This window comes from Afipia sp. DC4300-2b1 (genome assembly GCF_049895725.1).
Taxonomy (GTDB): domain Bacteria; phylum Pseudomonadota; class Alphaproteobacteria; order Rhizobiales; family Xanthobacteraceae; genus Afipia; species Afipia broomeae.
This window is the reverse complement of record NZ_JAFCSX010000006.1, coordinates 50,975-67,855: the sequence shown is the minus strand read 5'-3', so window position 1 is coordinate 67,855 and position 16,881 is coordinate 50,975. Positions and strand designations below refer to the sequence as shown.

The 16,881-nt window shown below is 58.0% G+C and carries 15 protein-coding genes; 7 read left to right on the top strand and 8 right to left on the bottom strand.

The features are described 5' to 3' along the window. Positions 1 to 7: 7 nt before the first annotated feature. Both ACP7AL_RS22800 and ACP7AL_RS22795 read right to left on the bottom strand, forming a co-directional pair. On the bottom strand, positions 8 to 886 hold the full coding sequence (locus ACP7AL_RS22800) for a branched-chain amino acid ABC transporter permease (RefSeq protein ID WP_425994552.1): 879 nt from the start codon (positions 884 to 886) through the stop codon (positions 8 to 10). Positions 887 to 990: 104 nt separating this feature from the next. Then, positions 991 to 2,247, bottom strand: coding sequence for an ABC transporter substrate-binding protein (locus tag ACP7AL_RS22795; RefSeq protein ID WP_425994550.1), 1,257 nt, complete (start codon positions 2,245 to 2,247; stop codon positions 991 to 993). Positions 2,248 to 2,424: 177 nt separating this feature from the next. On the opposite strand from ACP7AL_RS22795, the gene ACP7AL_RS22790 reads away from it, so the two are divergent. Further along, positions 2,425 to 3,126 carry a GntR family transcriptional regulator gene (locus tag ACP7AL_RS22790; RefSeq protein WP_425994548.1) on the top strand — a complete coding sequence of 234 codons (702 nt, stop codon included), beginning with the start codon at positions 2,425 to 2,427 and terminating at the stop codon, positions 3,124 to 3,126. Positions 3,127 to 3,147: 21 nt separating this feature from the next. Beyond that, positions 3,148 to 3,924, top strand: a complete 777-nt coding sequence (locus tag ACP7AL_RS22785; protein ID WP_425994546.1) for an SDR family oxidoreductase — start codon at positions 3,148 to 3,150, stop codon at positions 3,922 to 3,924. Between the two features lie 114 nt (positions 3,925 to 4,038). On the opposite strand, the gene minE is transcribed toward ACP7AL_RS22785, so the two are convergent. From minE to minC, 3 genes are read right to left on the bottom strand one after another with little or no spacing between them, the layout of a single operon-like run. After that, positions 4,039 to 4,320 carry a cell division topological specificity factor MinE gene (minE, locus tag ACP7AL_RS22780; RefSeq protein WP_006020124.1) on the bottom strand — a complete coding sequence of 94 codons (282 nt, stop codon included), beginning with the start codon at positions 4,318 to 4,320 and terminating at the stop codon, positions 4,039 to 4,041. Continuing rightward, a complete protein-coding gene (gene minD / locus ACP7AL_RS22775) occupies positions 4,317 to 5,132 on the bottom strand; it encodes a septum site-determining protein MinD (protein WP_425994543.1) in 816 nt (271 codons plus the stop codon). The genes minE and minD overlap by 4 nt, the downstream gene beginning before the upstream one ends. An 18-nt stretch (positions 5,133 to 5,150) precedes the next feature. Further along, on the bottom strand, positions 5,151 to 5,843 hold the full coding sequence (gene minC, locus ACP7AL_RS22770) for a septum site-determining protein MinC (RefSeq protein ID WP_006020122.1): 693 nt from the start codon (positions 5,841 to 5,843) through the stop codon (positions 5,151 to 5,153). 668 nt (positions 5,844 to 6,511) lie between these two features. Between minC and ACP7AL_RS22765 the strand changes: the two genes are divergently transcribed. The 4 genes from ACP7AL_RS22765 to ACP7AL_RS22750 all read left to right on the top strand — a co-directional run bounded on the left by ACP7AL_RS22765 (position 6,512) and on the right by ACP7AL_RS22750 (position 9,849). Next, positions 6,512 to 7,117, top strand: a complete 606-nt coding sequence (locus ACP7AL_RS22765; protein WP_425994541.1) for a hypothetical protein — start codon at positions 6,512 to 6,514, stop codon at positions 7,115 to 7,117. Between the two features lie 87 nt (positions 7,118 to 7,204). Next, positions 7,205 to 8,743: an ABC transporter substrate-binding protein gene (locus ACP7AL_RS22760; RefSeq protein ID WP_425994539.1), complete on the top strand. Its 1,539-nt coding sequence runs from the start codon at positions 7,205 to 7,207 to the stop codon at positions 8,741 to 8,743. A gap of 151 nt (positions 8,744 to 8,894) precedes the next feature. Next, positions 8,895 to 9,152 carry a hypothetical protein gene (locus tag ACP7AL_RS22755; protein WP_425994537.1) on the top strand — a complete coding sequence of 86 codons (258 nt, stop codon included), beginning with the start codon at positions 8,895 to 8,897 and terminating at the stop codon, positions 9,150 to 9,152. Between the two features lie 439 nt (positions 9,153 to 9,591). Further along, entirely contained in the window at positions 9,592 to 9,849 is a 258-nt protein-coding gene (locus ACP7AL_RS22750) for a hypothetical protein (protein ID WP_425994535.1), read from the top strand. A 45-nt stretch (positions 9,850 to 9,894) separates the two neighbouring features. Here ACP7AL_RS22750 and ACP7AL_RS22745 read toward each other — a convergent pair whose 3' ends face one another. Further along, a complete protein-coding gene (locus ACP7AL_RS22745) occupies positions 9,895 to 10,860 on the bottom strand; it encodes a 2-hydroxyacid dehydrogenase (RefSeq protein WP_425994533.1) in 966 nt (321 codons plus the stop codon). Positions 10,861 to 11,347: 487 nt separating this feature from the next. Here ACP7AL_RS22745 and ACP7AL_RS22740 point away from each other — a divergent pair, with 487 nt between their 5' ends. After that, complete coding sequence (locus tag ACP7AL_RS22740) at positions 11,348 to 13,564, top strand: TonB-dependent receptor (RefSeq protein WP_425994782.1); 2,217 nt, start codon at positions 11,348 to 11,350, stop codon at positions 13,562 to 13,564. A 24-nt stretch (positions 13,565 to 13,588) separates the two neighbouring features. Here ACP7AL_RS22740 and ACP7AL_RS22735 read toward each other — a convergent pair whose 3' ends face one another. Then, positions 13,589 to 15,829, bottom strand: coding sequence for an NADP-dependent isocitrate dehydrogenase (locus ACP7AL_RS22735; RefSeq protein WP_425994531.1), 2,241 nt, complete (start codon positions 15,827 to 15,829; stop codon positions 13,589 to 13,591). 383 nt (positions 15,830 to 16,212) lie between these two features. After that, complete coding sequence (locus tag ACP7AL_RS22730) at positions 16,213 to 16,878, bottom strand: TetR/AcrR family transcriptional regulator (RefSeq protein WP_425994529.1); 666 nt, start codon at positions 16,876 to 16,878, stop codon at positions 16,213 to 16,215. Positions 16,879 to 16,881: the final 3 nt, after the last annotated feature.

Genomic DNA, 16,881 nt, shown 5'->3' with positions numbered 1-16,881 from the left:
GACGGCCTCACTCGAAGCGCGTGATTCGCTCGCCGAACAGGCCGCGCGGCCTGAACACAAGCACCAGAAGCATAAGGAAATAAATCGCAGCGGTGGATGCCGCCGAGTAGCCGATGCCGACCATGACGCCCTTCACCAGCCCAACCAACAGCGCGGCAACGACGACGCCCCAGAACGATCCGAGACCGCCAATCACCACCACGACGAAGGCCGGTGTGATGATCTCATTGCCCATCGCAGGATGGATCGCGTAGATCGGCGCGAGCAGCACACCGGCCAGTCCCGCAAGCCCGATACCGAGTGCAGCAACAGCGGACATGTAAGGCTGCAGGGAAATCCCGAGTGCGCCGACCATGTCCGGGTTCTGCACGCCCGCACGCACCACACGGCCGAACGCAGTTTTTCTCAGCAGGAACCATAATCCCGCGACGCAAGCGACGGCGATGCCGAGCAGGACAACGCGGTAGAACGAATAGATGAAAGAGCCGATCGCCACCTGCCCGCGCAAATCCTGCGGGATCGAGTATGACAGCGGCGGCGCGCCGAAGATCATACGCAGCGCCTGCTCCGCGACCATCGCCAGTCCGAATGTCAGCAACAGGGAGAGAATGGGATCGGCGCGATAGAAACGCCGGAACAGCAGCCGCTCGATCACGACGCCGAGCAATGCCACCGCCACCGGCGATAGTACAAATGCTCCGCTGAACCCGAGATAGGGCGAGATCACCAGAGTAAGGTAAGCACCGATGGCAAAGAACGCGCCGTGCGCAAGATTGACGATGCCGCCGAGCGAAAAGATCAGCGATAACCCAAGCGCAATCAGAAGGTAGTAAACGCCGTCAAGCAGTCCATTCAGAATCTGCTGTGCGAGCAATATGCCGGACATAGTCGCCGCCCCGCGATCGATGAGCCACGTGCAACACGTGTGCCGAAACAAGGAAAGAAGAGTGCGACCCTCCGAATGCCACGGAGGATCGCATCAAGTCGGTGTTACGACGGGAACGTGCAACTGTTCTCTTCTTTGGTAGCAGCGATGACTTCGAGGTCTTCGTTCGGACCGGGTACGGGACCGCTCGATGAGAAGATGTCCCATTGATTCTTGATCTGAGCTGCAGGTAAGGCCTTCACCGCATACATCTCGTGCATGAGCTGATGATCCGAGGCGCGGAAATAGCCCGGCCTGGTCTTCAGAAGATCAAACTTTGCACCCTTCTCGAGGTGCTCGATGATCTTCGGCGATTCCGCCGACTTCAGATCGTTCATGGACTGCGCCACGATCTTGGTGGCGATGTAATCGCCCCACGCCTGATTTTCCGGAGGCTTCCCGTACTTCTTGCTGAAGGCTGCCACGAACGCCTTGCTGCCGGGCGTGTCGAGCAGATGATGCCAGACCACCGGCCATGTGCCGACGAAGTTACCCTTGCCCGCCGCCCAGGCCAGTGCGGTGTCGAAGCCGAAGCCCCCCACCGGATAGGTCAGGCCGAACTCAGCATATTGCTTGAGGAAGTTGGTGATCTGGTTTCCGGCGAGATTGATGACGACGAGATCCGGTTTCGCATCACGGATTTTCAGCAGATAGGCCGAGAAATCGGTGGCGTCGGTCGGCACCAGATCGTCACCGGCAAACTGGCCGCCGCTGCCTTCCATGAAGCGCTTGGCGACGCGCAGCAGGTCATGACCGAATGCATAGTCCGCCGTCAGCGAGTACCACTTCTTACCCTTGACGAGACCTTCCTGAAGGAATGAGCGGCCCACCGTCTTCACATACATCGAGTTCTGGGACTCGACATGGAACATGTAACGCTGGCAATCCTTGCCGCGCAGCGCATCCGAGTTGCCGCCGGTGTTGATGAACAGCGTCTTGTTGCGCGATGCGACCTGCGCGATGGTCAGGCACGACGCCGACGAAATCTCGCCGATGATACAGGCGACCTTGTCGCGCTCGATCATGCGTTCCGCCTTGGTCGAAGCGGTCTGCGGATTGACCGAGTCTTCCTTCAGCAACTCGACCTTGCGGCCCATCACGCCGCCCGCCGCATTGATTTCTTCCGCCGCAAGATCCGCGGCCATCACGCCGTATTCGCCAAGTGGCCCGAGAAAGCCGGTGCGCGGTGTCAGATGGCCGAAACGGATGACGTCGGCCGACTGAGCGCGCAGGATCGACGGCGCGGAAAGTCCAGATACCAGCGCCAGACCGCCGGCCGTCTTCAGCAAACGGCGTCGCGTGAATTTATCCTTGATCGACATAAGCCTTCCTCCCTGTGACGGCCGCGTTTTGCGGCGCTTACTTTCCGGCCGGGCGCCGCGCGATTATTGAGCGCTTATATCGCTTGCCGTGATCTGTGATCACACTTAGACTGACAAACCATCGTCGCCTTGTCGAGTCCCTTGTTTCGCGATGCACGCCCCGCAGGATAAACGGTCATGAATCGCCCCGCCGCGCTTGATCTGGTTGAGCCGCTTGACCGGCAGACGTTGGGCGGGCGCACCTATGCGCAATTGTCTGACCTTCTGATCTCCGGCCGGATGGCGCCGGGCGAAAAGATTTCGCTGCGTCAAACCGCGGAGGTCCTCGGCGTCTCTATCATGCCGGTGCGCGAGGCCGTCTCGCGGCTGGTGGCCGACGGAGCGCTCGAAGTGACACCGAACCGCGCCGTCCGCGTGCGTCTGATGACGGCAGCTCAATTCCGCGATCTGACACAAGCGCGCATCGCGATCGAAGGACATGTCGCGGCCGCAGCCGCCAGAAACCGGAATGACGACGATCTCAAATCCATCGCGCGAGCAGAAGCCGAGATGCGCTCGGAAAGCCGTGCGGCCAAGCCGAACCTACCCCGTGCGGTTGAATACAATAAATCGTTCCATTTTGCCGTCTATGAGGCGGCACATTCGGCGACTCTGGTGGACATCATCCGCGCGCTCTGGCTGAAGGCCGGGCCGGTCATCAACCTCGACCTGCGTGCCAATCCTGAACGCCTGGCGAAAGGCGACGCCGTGCGTTTCCACGCGAAGGTTCTGGCCGCCATCAAGGCCGGGGATGAATCCGGCGCGCGCGAGGGCATCGCCGCCGACATCAACAACGCCGCAAAGGTCATTCTGTCGCGCGGCGGTCTTCCTGAACAATAGTTGTTATTGCCTGGAGATGACATGAATCTCGATATCAAGGGACTGCGCGTGCTGGTGACGGCTGGCGCCAACGGAATCGGGCTCGCCATTGCGCGGGCGTTTGCCGGCGAAGGCGCAAATGTTCACATTTGCGACGTCGATACCGAAGCACTTAAGGCACTAAGAACCAGCGATCCGGCGTTGACGCAAACTGTCTGCGATGTCGCGGATCGCGCGGCGGTGAAATCGCTTTTCGCGGAAGCGACTTCCGTTCTCGGCGGTCTCGATGTGCTGGTCAACAATGCCGGCATTGCCGGACCGACCGCCAAAGTCGATGAGATCAATCCCGAGGACTGGGATCGCTGTCTGGATATCTGCCTCACGGGACAGTTCAACTGCACTCGTCTTGCTGTGCCATTGCTGCGCGAGAGCAAGAATGCGTCGATCGTCAACATTTCGTCCGCAGCAGGACGACTTGGATTTGCGATGCGTGCGCCCTATGCCGCCGCCAAATGGGGGGTTATCGGGTTCACGAAATCCCTTTCCATCGAACTCGGCCCGGATAACATCCGCGTCAACGCCGTCCTGCCCGGACTGGTGGCTGGAGACCGCCAGCGGCGCGTGCTTGAATCCAAGGCACAGCAGCGCGGCATCTCATTCGCACAGATGGAGCAGACGGCGTTTTCCTACACATCGATCAAGGAATATGTCACGCCGCAGCAACTTGCAGATCAAATCATCTTCATGTGCAGTCCGAAAGGCCGGACCATTTCAGGTCAAGCCATCTCGATCTGCGGCGACACGCAAATGCTGGGCTAATCCTGGAGCAGGAACAGAAATTATCAGCATTTAAGGGTATGCCTCTCCTCACCTGGCGCCCAAACACATCCGGTGAAGGGAAACCGCGCTAGCGGATGCCGAAGGCAGCCATTGTCAAACAGCAGCCGCCATCCGTTTGTCGAATCCGTTGGGAAGTTCGATATCGACCTCCAGCGTCGAAACGCTCTTGCCGCGGTCCATCCGAACGATGACCTTTTCCGGATCGAGCACGACATGCCGTGAAACCACGGCAAGGATCTCTTCCCGCAGGATTGCCAGAAGATCGGGCTGGCCGCGTAAGCCGCGTTCATGCGCCAACAGAATCTGCAGCCGTTCCCGAGCAACCGGCGCGGAAGCAGGACGGCCGCTGAACAGCCGCAACAGATTCATGCTCATGCAGCCCTCCGTCCCAACAATCGGTCCATCAAGCCCTTGCGCTCGACCGGCACTGTCATTGCGATCGATTCACCCATCAGGCGTCGGGCGGCATCCATGTAGGCGCGGGCCGGTGCGCTCGCAGCATTGTTGAGCGTAACGGGAGAACCGACGTTCGAAGCCCGCAGCACGTCCTGGCTCTCGGGAATGATCCCCAGAAGCGGTGTGGCGAGAATCTCGAGGATGTCATCGATGCTCAGCATCTCTCCCCGCGCGGCGCGCCCCGGGTCGTAGCGGGTGATCAGCACATGCTTCTTCACCTGTTCGCCCTTCTCGGCCTTCACGGTTTTGGAATCGAGCATGCCTATGATGCGGTCTGAATCACGCACAGACGAGACTTCGGGATTTGTAACGATGACGGCTTCGTCCGCATAGCGCATCGCAAGGGTCGCTCCGCGCTCGATGCCCGCCGGGCTATCACAGAGAACCCAGTCGAACTTGCTGCGCAGGTCTTCGATAATGCGCCCGACACCCTCTTCAGTCAGTGCATCCTTGTCCCTCGTTTGGGACGCTGGAAGCAACCAAAGATTCTCAAGGCGCTTGTCGCGAATAAGAGCCTGGGAGAGCTTTGCTACGCCCTGCACGACATTGATCAGGTCGAACACCACACGGCGCTCTGCTCCCATGACAAGGTCGAGATTGCGCAACCCGACGTCGAAATCGACGACAACGACCTTCTCCCCGTTTTGCGCGAGTGCTGCACCGAGTGCGGCGGTGGAAGTCGTTTTTCCCACGCCGCCTTTACCTGACGTCACGACCAAGACTTTGGCCATCCTTACCTCCTTCGCTGGTTAATTCAGCGGTGTAATTCTCATGATATCGCCGTCGAGCCACGCCTGAGCGGGCCGATTGCGAAGCGTCGCGTTGATGTCTTCTGCAGTCTGGTAGTAACCGTCGATGGCCAGAAGCTCGGCTTCGATCTTCTGGCAATAAATCCGTGCGGCCGCGTTGCCATTGACGCCCGCCATCGCCCGGCCACGCAGCGTTCCGTAGACGTGAATTGAGCCGCCGGCGACAATCTCGGCACCGGACCCGACTGAACCCAGCACCGTGACGTCGCCTTCGGTAAAGACGACGGATTGGCCTGAGCGCACAGGCTGTTCCAGCAGAAGAGACGTTGGTTGCGGTTTCGCTTCCGGCTTCTTCGTTTCGGTCTGCTCGAGCACGCAGTGGCGTCCGCCGCTCAGCATCGGCGGCATGCTCGTGGTGAGCAGTGACGCATCCACGCCCTCGATCCCGAGAACGCGGACATTCCGATCTTCCAGGCTTTTGACGAGATGAGCGATCGCGGATTGGCTAAGGGCCAGTGCCGATAGATCCAGAACGACCGGCTTTCCGACAAAAAATCCGGGCGAACGCGCGAGTGTCGCGTCTATTTCCTCAAGCCAACCGACAATTGGAACCGTTGGGGAAAACACGAACGCAACATAGGACCGCCCCCGGAGACGCACCAATTGACGTTGTGGTACCGCTTCTGCGTCCATGACCGCCGACTCACTCTTCGTTATTGAATAGTTAAAGACTGAGCCGCGTTGGTTAACGGTTAGTTAATGCGCCCTTTTTCATTGCGATAACGAACAACTATCGGTGTGACCGCCAACACAAGCCTTCCACACTTGCAATCGAATCTGTTGCGGCAGCATTTTCATATGCGATTGCGTCGCTCTCCGAACACACATCGCATCTGCCGAAAGACAATTTTCTGCGCAATCAACGGCTGTAAAAATAGAATCAAAACAACTGAAAATTGTCGAGAACCAATTCTTATCTCAGTTCGGTCGAGTTTTTGACTTACTAATGTCCGGTCGCGGTTCCATCAAATGTGGGTGATTGTCCGCCGCTCGTTCAGCAGACGGAACATTTGCCGAGGGACAGGCGATGAAAGCGTTTTGGACGGAGCAGCCGCGAGATGTGACTCAATGGCTGAAGCGGACGACATTGCATTATGCAGGTCCGGTATCCGACGCCCTGTTTCAAGTTTCCCGACTCCCAAACTTTGTGTCTCGTCTTGACCGATCCCGTGGATTTTCCGTGCGACCGGCTTTGACCACTGGAATCTTGTTCATCACACCCACGAAACCATCCACCGCCATGGCCACATCACCTCTGAGGTGACTGAGACCCAACGGTTAAACGTTGTGAGGAGTAGCGTATGAGTACCTTGAGCCCGCAGGACCATCTCAATCCCCAAAATCCGTTGTATTATGCGCCGCGCTGGTTGCGTGAAAGATCGGCGCGTCCTTCAGCCTCGCTTTCAGAATCGATATCCGGGTTTTCAGAAACAGGATCCGAGCGCCTCCGGCGCCCAATTTCCACTCGGTCTTCTTACGACGCCCTGCTTGAGGGAGCGGTTGCCGAAGCCTTGCAGCATCCCCTTGATCCTGAGGTCATCCACGAGCCGCCGGAATTCGCGCATGACCGTGACCAGCGGCGGGCTCTGCTTGGCGTCGCCGGCCGCTTCGGCGCAGCCATCGGCATTTCGGCCATTGTGGCACTCTTCTTCGTGATCATGGTTCCTGCTTCGCAGGACAATGCACGACTGCCAGACGGCGCCGGTTCATCCGCCTCCGGGATATTCCAATCGATGAAAGCCGCACTTTACGCGCCAACTCAGGAACGCGAGGATTCGAAATCCGCTGTTTCAGAGACCGTTCTCACGTCAGCCCGAACCAACCAGCCTGCTCCCACGCACGAGCAGTCCGAAACGCTGCTGCAGCAATTTCTGCAATGGCAGCAAAAACCAGCTCAGGTGCCTTAATCACGAGGGTGAGCGACCGGAACGCGAAGGACAATTGACGATGATGCACGACAGGTCCAGTGTGACCGTGGTCTCGTGGAGTGAGCGATGACCTGTCGTTGGATCGCTCCGGCACTTGGTGTTTTGCTCGCAGGCTCCGCGGGTGCGGCGCTTGGAGACAAGCTGGATGTTGTCCGAGACCTTGCGGGTCGCGTCGGGCCGGTTATCGGTTCGGCGCTGGTCTGCCGCGACATCGCCCGGCCCCGCATTCAGGTGATCGTCGATAAGTTTGCCGTCGTGATCAAGGAAGCCTCGCCCGGCGAGGCGGAGCGCGCCGACGTTACGCAGCTGTTTGATCGCGCCGTGGCGGACGGCCGCCGTGCAGTAACGGCAGGTCAGATCGATTGCGCTTTGGCAGAACGTCAGCTCGCTGATCTCGAAAAATCGATCACCGGGCCAGTCTCACCCGGTGCGGCCGCTCCCGTAACTTCAGCGCCAGCGACTTCACCCAGTGCCGCAAACACGGCGGTCCGCGGCATAAGCGATCGAGAAATCCGGTTCGGGATTTCGGCACCATTCTCCGGATCCGCAAAGGAGCTTGGACGCCAGATGAAACTCGGGATCGACGCTGCCTTTAATCGAGTGAACGACGCCGGGGGCGTGGAAGGCCGGATGCTTCGGCTGATAGCGGCAGATGACGGTTACGAGCCGACACGAACCGCGGAGACAATGAAGCAGCTTTACGAGAAAGAGCGGGTGTTCGGCATCATCGGAAATGTTGGAACGCCCACAGCCGTCGTCGCGGTCCCGTACGCACTTGAGCGAAAGATGTTGTTCTTCGGCGCCTTTACCGGAGCCAATCTCCTCCGCCGGGACCCGCCCGACCGCTACGTGTTCAACTATCGCGCGAGCTACGCAGAAGAGACCGATGCCGTGGTGCGATACTTGGTGAAAGTGCGACGGATACCGTCGAAACAGATCGCCGTTTTTGCCCAGCAGGATCCCTACGGAGATTCAGGCTTTGCCGGCGTTGCCAAGGCGATGCGGACGCTGGGAGCTGGCGACAGCACGGTTCTGCGGCTTAATTACCAGCGCAACACCGTGGATGTGGATGATGCAGTTGCTCAGTTGAAGGCGCATAAGACGCCGATCAAAGCGATTGTCATGGTTGCGACCTATCGAGCCGCCGCAAGGTTCATTGAAAAAACCCGCGACCTCTATCCTGCGATGATTTACACCAACGTATCGTTCGTCGGCAGCACGGCCCTTGCCGATGAATTGATGTTGTTGGGAAAACGCTATGCCGCTGGCGTTATAGTAACGCAGGTTGTGCCCGCGGTGGCCGGTTACTCGAGCGTGGTTCTCGAATACAAGTCGGCCTTGGCGAAATATTTTCCCGGTGAAGCGCCGGACTATGTTTCGCTCGAGGGGTACGTTGCGGCGAACGTGCTGGTGGAAGCGCTAAGACGTGCCGGTCCGCAACTCGACACCGAGAAACTCGTCGATACGCTCGAAAGTATGCGCAACCTGGACATGGGACTTGGCACATATCTTAATTTTGGGCGCGGTGAACACCAGGCCTCTCACAAGGTGTGGGGTACAGCGTTGGATGAAACCGGAAAGTATCAGGCAATCGAACTGGAATAGAGTTTGATGTCACCCAGGCGAAGCGTGAACGCCCTTTCGAGGCACATTATTGCCAATGTTCTAACTCAATCGGGAATTATCGACGATTGTAACAGGCAAGAACCTGGCCTGTGAGCTTGCATGCTTTAACAATCCTGCGTGGAGTTATGTGATGTCCTGGGATCAAACGTTTGCAGCGCAAATCGACTTACCGAACGGCACGGTTGCGACAACTCTTCGCGACGCCATGGGGTATATCGACGAGCTTTCAGAAGCTGAAAGGGAAACGAGTGAATGGAAGAATGCTCGCGATGCAATCGCTCAAGCTGCAGATGAGATCGGTTCTATCTGGTTCGCGCGGATCGCAGTTGTTCGTGCAATTCAAGTGAACGAACTCGAGACCGAACACGCGAAGAATGAGCTCGTCTGATTGCGCGCGGTGCCCGCATCCATCGGATGAAATCTAGCAACGCCAGCGACGCCTGAGCGTTGCGCGCAGGATTTCATTCTTCCCCACAATTCACCGCTCCATGCGGTCAAACGAACGCCATTCGGGGTTCCAATTGACGCGTGCAGCTTCTGATCTCACAGTTGCACTATGGCCCGATCAACGACTCCCATCTGCCCAAACTGCTATTTTCCGGAGCGGCTTCTTTTGCCGCAGACAGGCGTTGGGCCGCGTTTCTATCGATGCATCGAGTGTGACGAGCCTGACCCGTTAAACCTCCCGGACGTGAGACGCTGGTTGAAGGACGTAGAGGAAACCGGGATCGAGCATACCTCTCTTGACTGATGCGAGCTTACCGATTGATCGTTTAACAACGTCCCTTGGATCGGGTATCTGACGCTTCTTACGACAGGAGCGTGCCATGAATTCTCAGCGCACATTATTCAACCCCGATGAGATCGCCCTGCTGAGAACCATTCTGGATGAAGTTGCGGCCCTGCTTCCCGCCCAAAAGCGCACTTCAGAAACTAAGGCACTTATGGCGCATAGAATCCTGATCTGCGCCGCGAAAGGAGAGCGTGATCCCGTCCGGCTTCGCACTGCGGCTATTCTTGAATGCAACACAGGTGGCCGCGACCAGTTTAGCGAAACCTTGGATGGCTCCTGGTGGGGTGGATAATCCCAAAGTGCAATACCACTGCGCAAACTTCTCTCATCACCGCAATCAGTAGCCGCGCTGGCGATCCACCACATTTTGAAGCGGTCGCCCTGCCTCGAAGCTCAATATCTGCGTGGCAACATATGACGCGATAGAGTCGGGATCTGTATCCGCTGCATTGTGTGGGGAGATCGTCACCGCAGGATGTGCCCAAAGAGGGCTGTCAGACGGGAGTGGCTCTCGTTCGAACACGTCCAGCGTCACTGCTTTAAGCGTTCCATCCTCAAGACAGGCGACGATGTCCCTCTCGTTCTGGAGTCCGCCACGGCCGGCGTTAATCACCACCGGCCCGCCAAGAGGACCGTCATTTGCAAGCTGCTCAAAAAGATTTCGCGCAAGAAACCCTCGCGTTTCGGGCGTCAGAGGCAGAAGCACGACAAGAATATCCGTTCGTGCAAGAAACGCACTAAGCTGGCCGGATCCTACATAGCATTGGATACCGTCGATTGATTTTGCACGCTTGCTCCATCCCGCGACCTGAAAGCCGATTTCGCGAAGTGCGAATGCAGCCTGCCGGCCCAATACGCCCATTCCAAGTATGCCCACACGGACAGCTCGGGCTGGCCATTGCACGCGGGGTGCCCAGACACGCGTTCTCTGACAGTCAGCGAGATAAGCCTGTTGCCGATGATGCATCAGCGTATGCATGACGACATACTCTGTCATGCGAGACGTCAGATCATCATCCGCGACGCGGACAAGCGGCACGGCTGGAAGCAGCGGATCTTGCAAGACGGCATCAACACCCGCACCAAGATTGAATATCGCTTTTAGGTTCGGGAAAGTGCGAAGAAGGCCCGGTTCCGGCTGCCAAACAGCCGCATAGTCCACCGCGTCTGGGTCAGTTGCGTCAGCCGGAAACAAAGCAACATCCCGGTCCTTGAACTTTTGATTGAACCGCAGCTTCCAGCGATCAGGAGCCCAATTATCAGTGCCTCCGCTGATAAGCAGCGCCAACGCACCCTTCGACATCCGGAAACTCCAATTGCGTTATGGCTTCAGCTGCTCAGCAAGCAAACTCAGCCGCTTATAGCGGCCAAGGAAGCGCGTGCCAAATCCGCGTCGGCTGCTCTATGGATGGTCCGGTACATCGCGCCGCCTAGGTCCGCATCACCTATCGCTTCCAAGCAAATGATGCTTCGCCCTCTCTGAAGCTATTCAATTGATCGGATATGGAGAGCGGCTCTTTCGGAAGCCGCTCGAATCGCGTTAGGCCCGCTCGATTTCAAGAAACGCCTGATTTTATTGCTCCATTTATCATCTTGCGTGTATGATAAATTATTAATATCGTCATACTCACCATGCGACGTGAAAGTCTCACGTAACGTTGTTGAGTGCAGGTGCACCAGTGATTGATGTTGTTCTTCGGGCTTCAGGAAAATCGCTGCTGACGCATTTTTCCCGCCGCTTCAAGTCTGGAACGGCACAATGCGGTGCCGTCGCTCTCGTTTCATCCATCATGTGCGCACTGGATGCATCAGCACATGACTCTTCGTCTTCGGCCACCAGCACGCTTCCCTCAATCGAGGTCACCAGCAAGCGACAGGACAACAGCGCTCCTGCAAATCCGGTCAGCAGCACGTCCGGGTCTCCCGATGCACCGGAGAATGAACCTGTCACGTCGGCCAGCCAGAAAAATGTCAGCGGCGAAGAGGTCAACGCACGGCTCTTCTCGCGGCCTGCCGAAGCTCTCGAGGTCGTCCCCGGTCTGATGATCACGCAGCACAGCGGCGAAGGCAAAGCCAACCAGTACTTCCTGCGCGGCTTCAACCTCGACCACGGAACAGACCTTGCCATCTCCGTCGACGGGATGCCCGTCAATATGCGTACCCATGGCCACGGGCAAGGTTACGCGGACCTGAACTTCCTGATCCCTGAACTGATCGGGTCGGTCAACATCAAGAAAGGCCCCTACTTCGCGGACGAGGGCGACTTCGCTTCGGTAGGAGCCGTGCACGTCAATCTCATCGACAGCATCGCGAAGTCGACGCTGTCGACCAGTATCGGCAGCTTCGGCTATCGCCGGATGCTTGGGATCACGTCCACGAAAGCCGGAGACGGCACGCTCCTCATCGCCGGTGAGGCGAGCACCTACAATGGACCTTGGGACAATCCCGACAAGGTGCGCAAGCTGAACAGTGTCGTCCGCTACACACAGGGTACAGCCGACAACGGCTTCTCGCTGACAGGCATGGCTTACAGCAATAGCTGGAATTCGACCGACCAAATTCCGCTGCGTGCGATCACGTCCGGACAGATCGGGCTTTACGGCGCGCTGGATCCGACCGACGGCGGCAGATCCAACCGCTTCTCGATTTCAGGCCAGCTTAGAAAAACCGAGGCGGAAGGAACCACGAAGCTCAATTTCTACGTCGTCAGGAGTTCGCTCGATCTCTACAACAACTTCACCTACTTCCTGAATGAAGCTGCCCCAGGCTTCGATCCCAACGCTCCCCTTCTCGGCGACCAATTCCACCAGCGCGACAGCCGCGTGATCGGCGGGCTGAACGCGTCTCATACCTTCAACCATACGTTCGCCGGCCTGCCGATGCAGACCGAGGTTGGCATACAGAATCGCTACGACAGCATTAGGGTCGGCCTCTCGAACACCGTTCAGCGCCAGTTTGTGTCGGGCACGCGAGAAGACAAGGTCCAGGAAGGCAGCACCGGCCTCTTCATACAAAACACCGTTCATTGGACCAGCTGGCTCAGGACTATTGTCGGCTATCGCGGCGACTTCTATGCAACCAACGTTGACTCACTTCTCACTCCAGCCAATTCCGGCAAGGCGACTTCTTCGATTGGCAGCCCCAAAGCCAGCATCGTATTCGGACCGTTCGCTAAGACCGAATTCTTCATCAACGCCGGTGAAGGTTTCCACAGCAACGATGCCAGAGGCGTGACAATCAAGGTATCGCCGACCGATCCCAGCGAAGCCGTGTCGCCGTCGCCATTCCTGGTCAAGACACGCGGAGCTGAAGTCGGCATTCGCACCAGGATCATTCCCGGCCTGGACAGCTCTCTAAGCCTGTTCATGCTGGACTCTGCGTCCGAGATTCTTTTCGTCGGTGACGCCGGCGACACCGAGCCAAGCCGTCCCAGCCGGCGTTACGGTATCGAGTGGACCAACCATTATCAGCCTACCCCCTGGCTGGCGTTCGACGGTGACATCGCTGTGACTCATGCGCGGTTCCGCGGCACCAATCCGGATCAGGCTACTGCCTATGCGGACCTGGCTGGCTACCCCGAAGCCCAGATCGGAAATGCGCCCGGCAACTATATTCCGGGCGCGCCGAACATGGTCGCGTCCGCCGGCGTCAGGATCGGCGAGCGAACGGGATGGTTCGGCGCACTGCGTTATCGCTATTTCGGGCCGCGGCCGCTCACCGAAGACGGCGCCTTCGTTTCACCGGCGACCGGCCTTCTCAACGGCCAGGTCGGCTACCGCTTCGAGAATGGATGGCGCGTTCAACTCGACGCCTTCAATCTGACCGACAGCAAATCCGACCAGATCACTTACGCCTATGGATCGTTCCTGAAGACCGATGCGTTGTTTGCGCAATGCCGGTCCGCAAATCCACCGCCTGCAGCGGTGTGTGCGACCGGCGTAATGGATCGTGTCCTGCACCCCGTCGAACCCTTCGCCCTTCGTCTGACTGTCGCTGGCCAATTCTGACGCAGCCATCCTTGACCGATTCATCTACCTGGATGACATCTGAGCCAGCAGCGCATTGAACGTCGCGCTCGGACGCATCACCTCTGCACATTTTTTCGGGTCGGTGAGATAATAGCCACCGATGTCCACAGGCTTGCCCTGAACCGCTTGGAGTTCCGCTATAATCTTTCCTTCATTTTTGGTGAGTGCTTCGGCCAGCGGCTTGAATTGCTCCTGAAGAGATTTGTCCTCTGTCTGGGCTGCCAACTCCTGTGCCCAATACATTGCCAGGTAGAATTGGCTTCCGCGATTGTCCAATTCGCCGGTGCGCGGTGAAGGAGACTTGTTGTTGTCGAGCAGCTTGCCGGTGGCAGCGTCCAGCGTTTTCGCCAAGAGCTTGGCTTTCGAGTTGCCCGCCTTGATCCCGAGATCTTCCAGAGAGACTGCAAGCGCGAGGAATTCGCCGAGAGAATCCCATCGCAGATGGTTTTCTTCCACCAGCTGCTGCACATGCTTGGGTGCCGAGCCGCCCGCTCCGGTTTCATACAGGCCGCCCCCTGCCATGAGCGGAACGACCGACAGCATCTTGGCCGAAGTACCCAGTTCCATGATCGGAAACAGATCGGTCAGATAATCGCGCAGAATGTTGCCAGTCGCGCTGATGGTGTCGAGACCGCGGATAACACGCTCAAGCGTGTAACGCATGGCGCGGACCTGACTCATGATCTGGATATCAAGTCCGGATACGTCGTGTTCCTGCAGGTACAATTTGACCTTGGCGATAAGCTGCGCCTCATGCGGACGATAGGGATCCAGCCAGAACAGCACGGGCATCCCGGAGTTGCGAGCGCGGCTCACAGCAAGCTTCACCCAGTCCCGGATGGCAGCATCCTTGACCTGGCACATGCGCCAGATATCGCCCTGCTCGACGTCCTGGCTGAGCAAGACCTCGCCGGTCGCAATATCCGTAATATTGGCGACACCATCCTCAGGGATTTCAAACGTCTTGTCGTGCGAGCCGTACTCCTCGGCCTGCTGCGCCATCAGGCCGACATTGGGCACGGTGCCCATCGTCTTTGGATCGAATGCGCCGTGCCACTTACAGAAATTGATCATTTCCTGATAGATGCGGGCGAAAGTGCTTTCCGGCATCACCGCCTTGACGTCCTTCAGGCGGCCGTCGGCGCCCCACATCTTGCCGCCATTGCGGATCATCGCAGGCATCGACGCATCGACGATGATGTCATTCGGCGAGTGGAAATTCGTGATTCCCTTGGCGGAATCGACCATCGCCAGTTCGGGACGATGCGCGTGGCAGGCGTGCAGATCGCTCTTGATCTCATCCTGTTTGCTCTGTGGCAGACTGGCGATCTTGTTGTAGAGGTCAACCATGCCGTTATTGACATTGACGCCTAGCTCTTCGAACAGCGCGCCGTGTTTTTCGAAAGCGTCACGGTAGAAAATCCTGACGCAGTGGCCGAACACGATCGGATGCGAGACCTTCATCATGGTGGCCTTGACGTGCAGCGAGAACATGACGCCGGTCTTGTAGGCGTCGTCGATCTGCTGCTCATAGAACGCCAGGAGGGCTTTCTTGCTCATGAACATGGAGTCGATGACTTCTCGATCCTGGAGCGACACCTTGGGCTTGAGCACGACCGTCTTGCCGCTCTTGGTGATAAGCTCCATCTTGACGTCACGCGCGCGGTCAAGCGTTATCGACTTCTCTCCGTGATAGAAGTCGCCGTGATGCATATGCGAGACGTGCGAACGCGACGCCTGACTCCATTCAGCCATGCTGTGGGGATGCTTGCGCGCAAAATTCTTCACTGCTAGCGGCGCGCGGCGATCGGAATTTCCCTCGCGCAGGACCGGATTCACGGCACTGCCGATACACTTGGTATAGCGCGCACGGACCGCCTTTTCCTCGTCAGTCTTTGGACTGTCGGGATAATCGGGGACTTTGTACCCCTTGTCCTGCAATTCCTTAATGGCCACCTTTAACTGCGCGACCGAGGCGCTGATGTTCGGCAACTTGATGATGTTGGTGTCAGGCAGAAGCGTCAGGCGACCGAGTTCAGCCAGATTGTCGGACACGCGCTGTTGTTCGGTCAGAAATTCCGGAAACTCGCCGAGAATGCGGCTCGCCACCGAGATATCGCTCGTGGCGACATCAATGCCCGCCGGCGCAGCGAACGTGCGCACAATAGGCAAGAAAGATGCTGTCGCCAGCGCGGGAGCCTCATCGGTCAGAGTGTAGATGATCGTGGGAGATGCCGTAGTCATATCCTGGTTTCCTCACTGACCGGCGTGCCTGGAGCCGTAAATTCCAATGTACAAACAGGACATGCTTGTCCCTCGCCAATAGCTTTCTCACGAGCTACTGGCGACCGCAATCGGCAATTTGGCGATCATTCCCACAGTAACACCCGGCCGGAATAAAGAATGAATCGGTGGATCTGGGCGCTGATAGCCCTGATCGGCCTGACCCGATTCTCTGGCGGATGACGGGCCGGTCTTGATCGATGCATTGGTCAACCAAACCGAACTCGCCGTGCCACTGTCCATCAATACCGGAACATTCTGGCTGCATAGACCCGATCGTCCCCTGCTCCATGAGCGCCTGTGCCGATGACCGCCATTGCCGGTAACCAAGCGGCAAGCATCCGTCAAACCGCGCTGCCCTTCAGGAAAAGCCGGGCCGTGGTCCGCGCACGCCGTTCAATCTCCCTGTGGCCGGGAACCGCTGCGTGACCGAACATCACCGCACGCTGCGGCTGGAACGCAAACATTCCGAGCAGCATGCCGGCGGCTTCCGCGGCATTTTCGATCTTGATCAGGCCACGTTCGGCCTGTGTCTTCAGCCAGCTGGCAAGCGTATTCTCGCTACGCTTGATCGCCTTGCTGTAGAACGTCTCGGCGATCTCGGGAAACTGCTCGCTCTCGCTCAGCACCATTCTCTGCATCGCAATCACTGTGTCGTCGAGAACAAGCTCACCGAACAGCGTCAGCGCTTCGGTCAACGAGGCTTCAATGTTGCTACCGTCGCAAGCCCTCAATCGAATCCGCGTGGTGAACTGGTCAAGGCCATCAGTGATAATCGCTTCAAACAAAGCAGCCTTGTTGGGAATCAGCCGATAAAGCGTCTTCGTGGAAACCCCCGCTCCACGCGCGACGCTTTCCATGCTTGTCGCGGCATATCCGCTGACAGCAAATTCCTCCCTCGCTGCGCCGATAATCACCGCGCGCGTTTCGTCGTCGGGGCGCGCCTGTGGTCTCCCGCGACCGCGCCGCACCTCACTCTTCCCTGGTTCTCTCGATTTTGTGATCGCCATCGC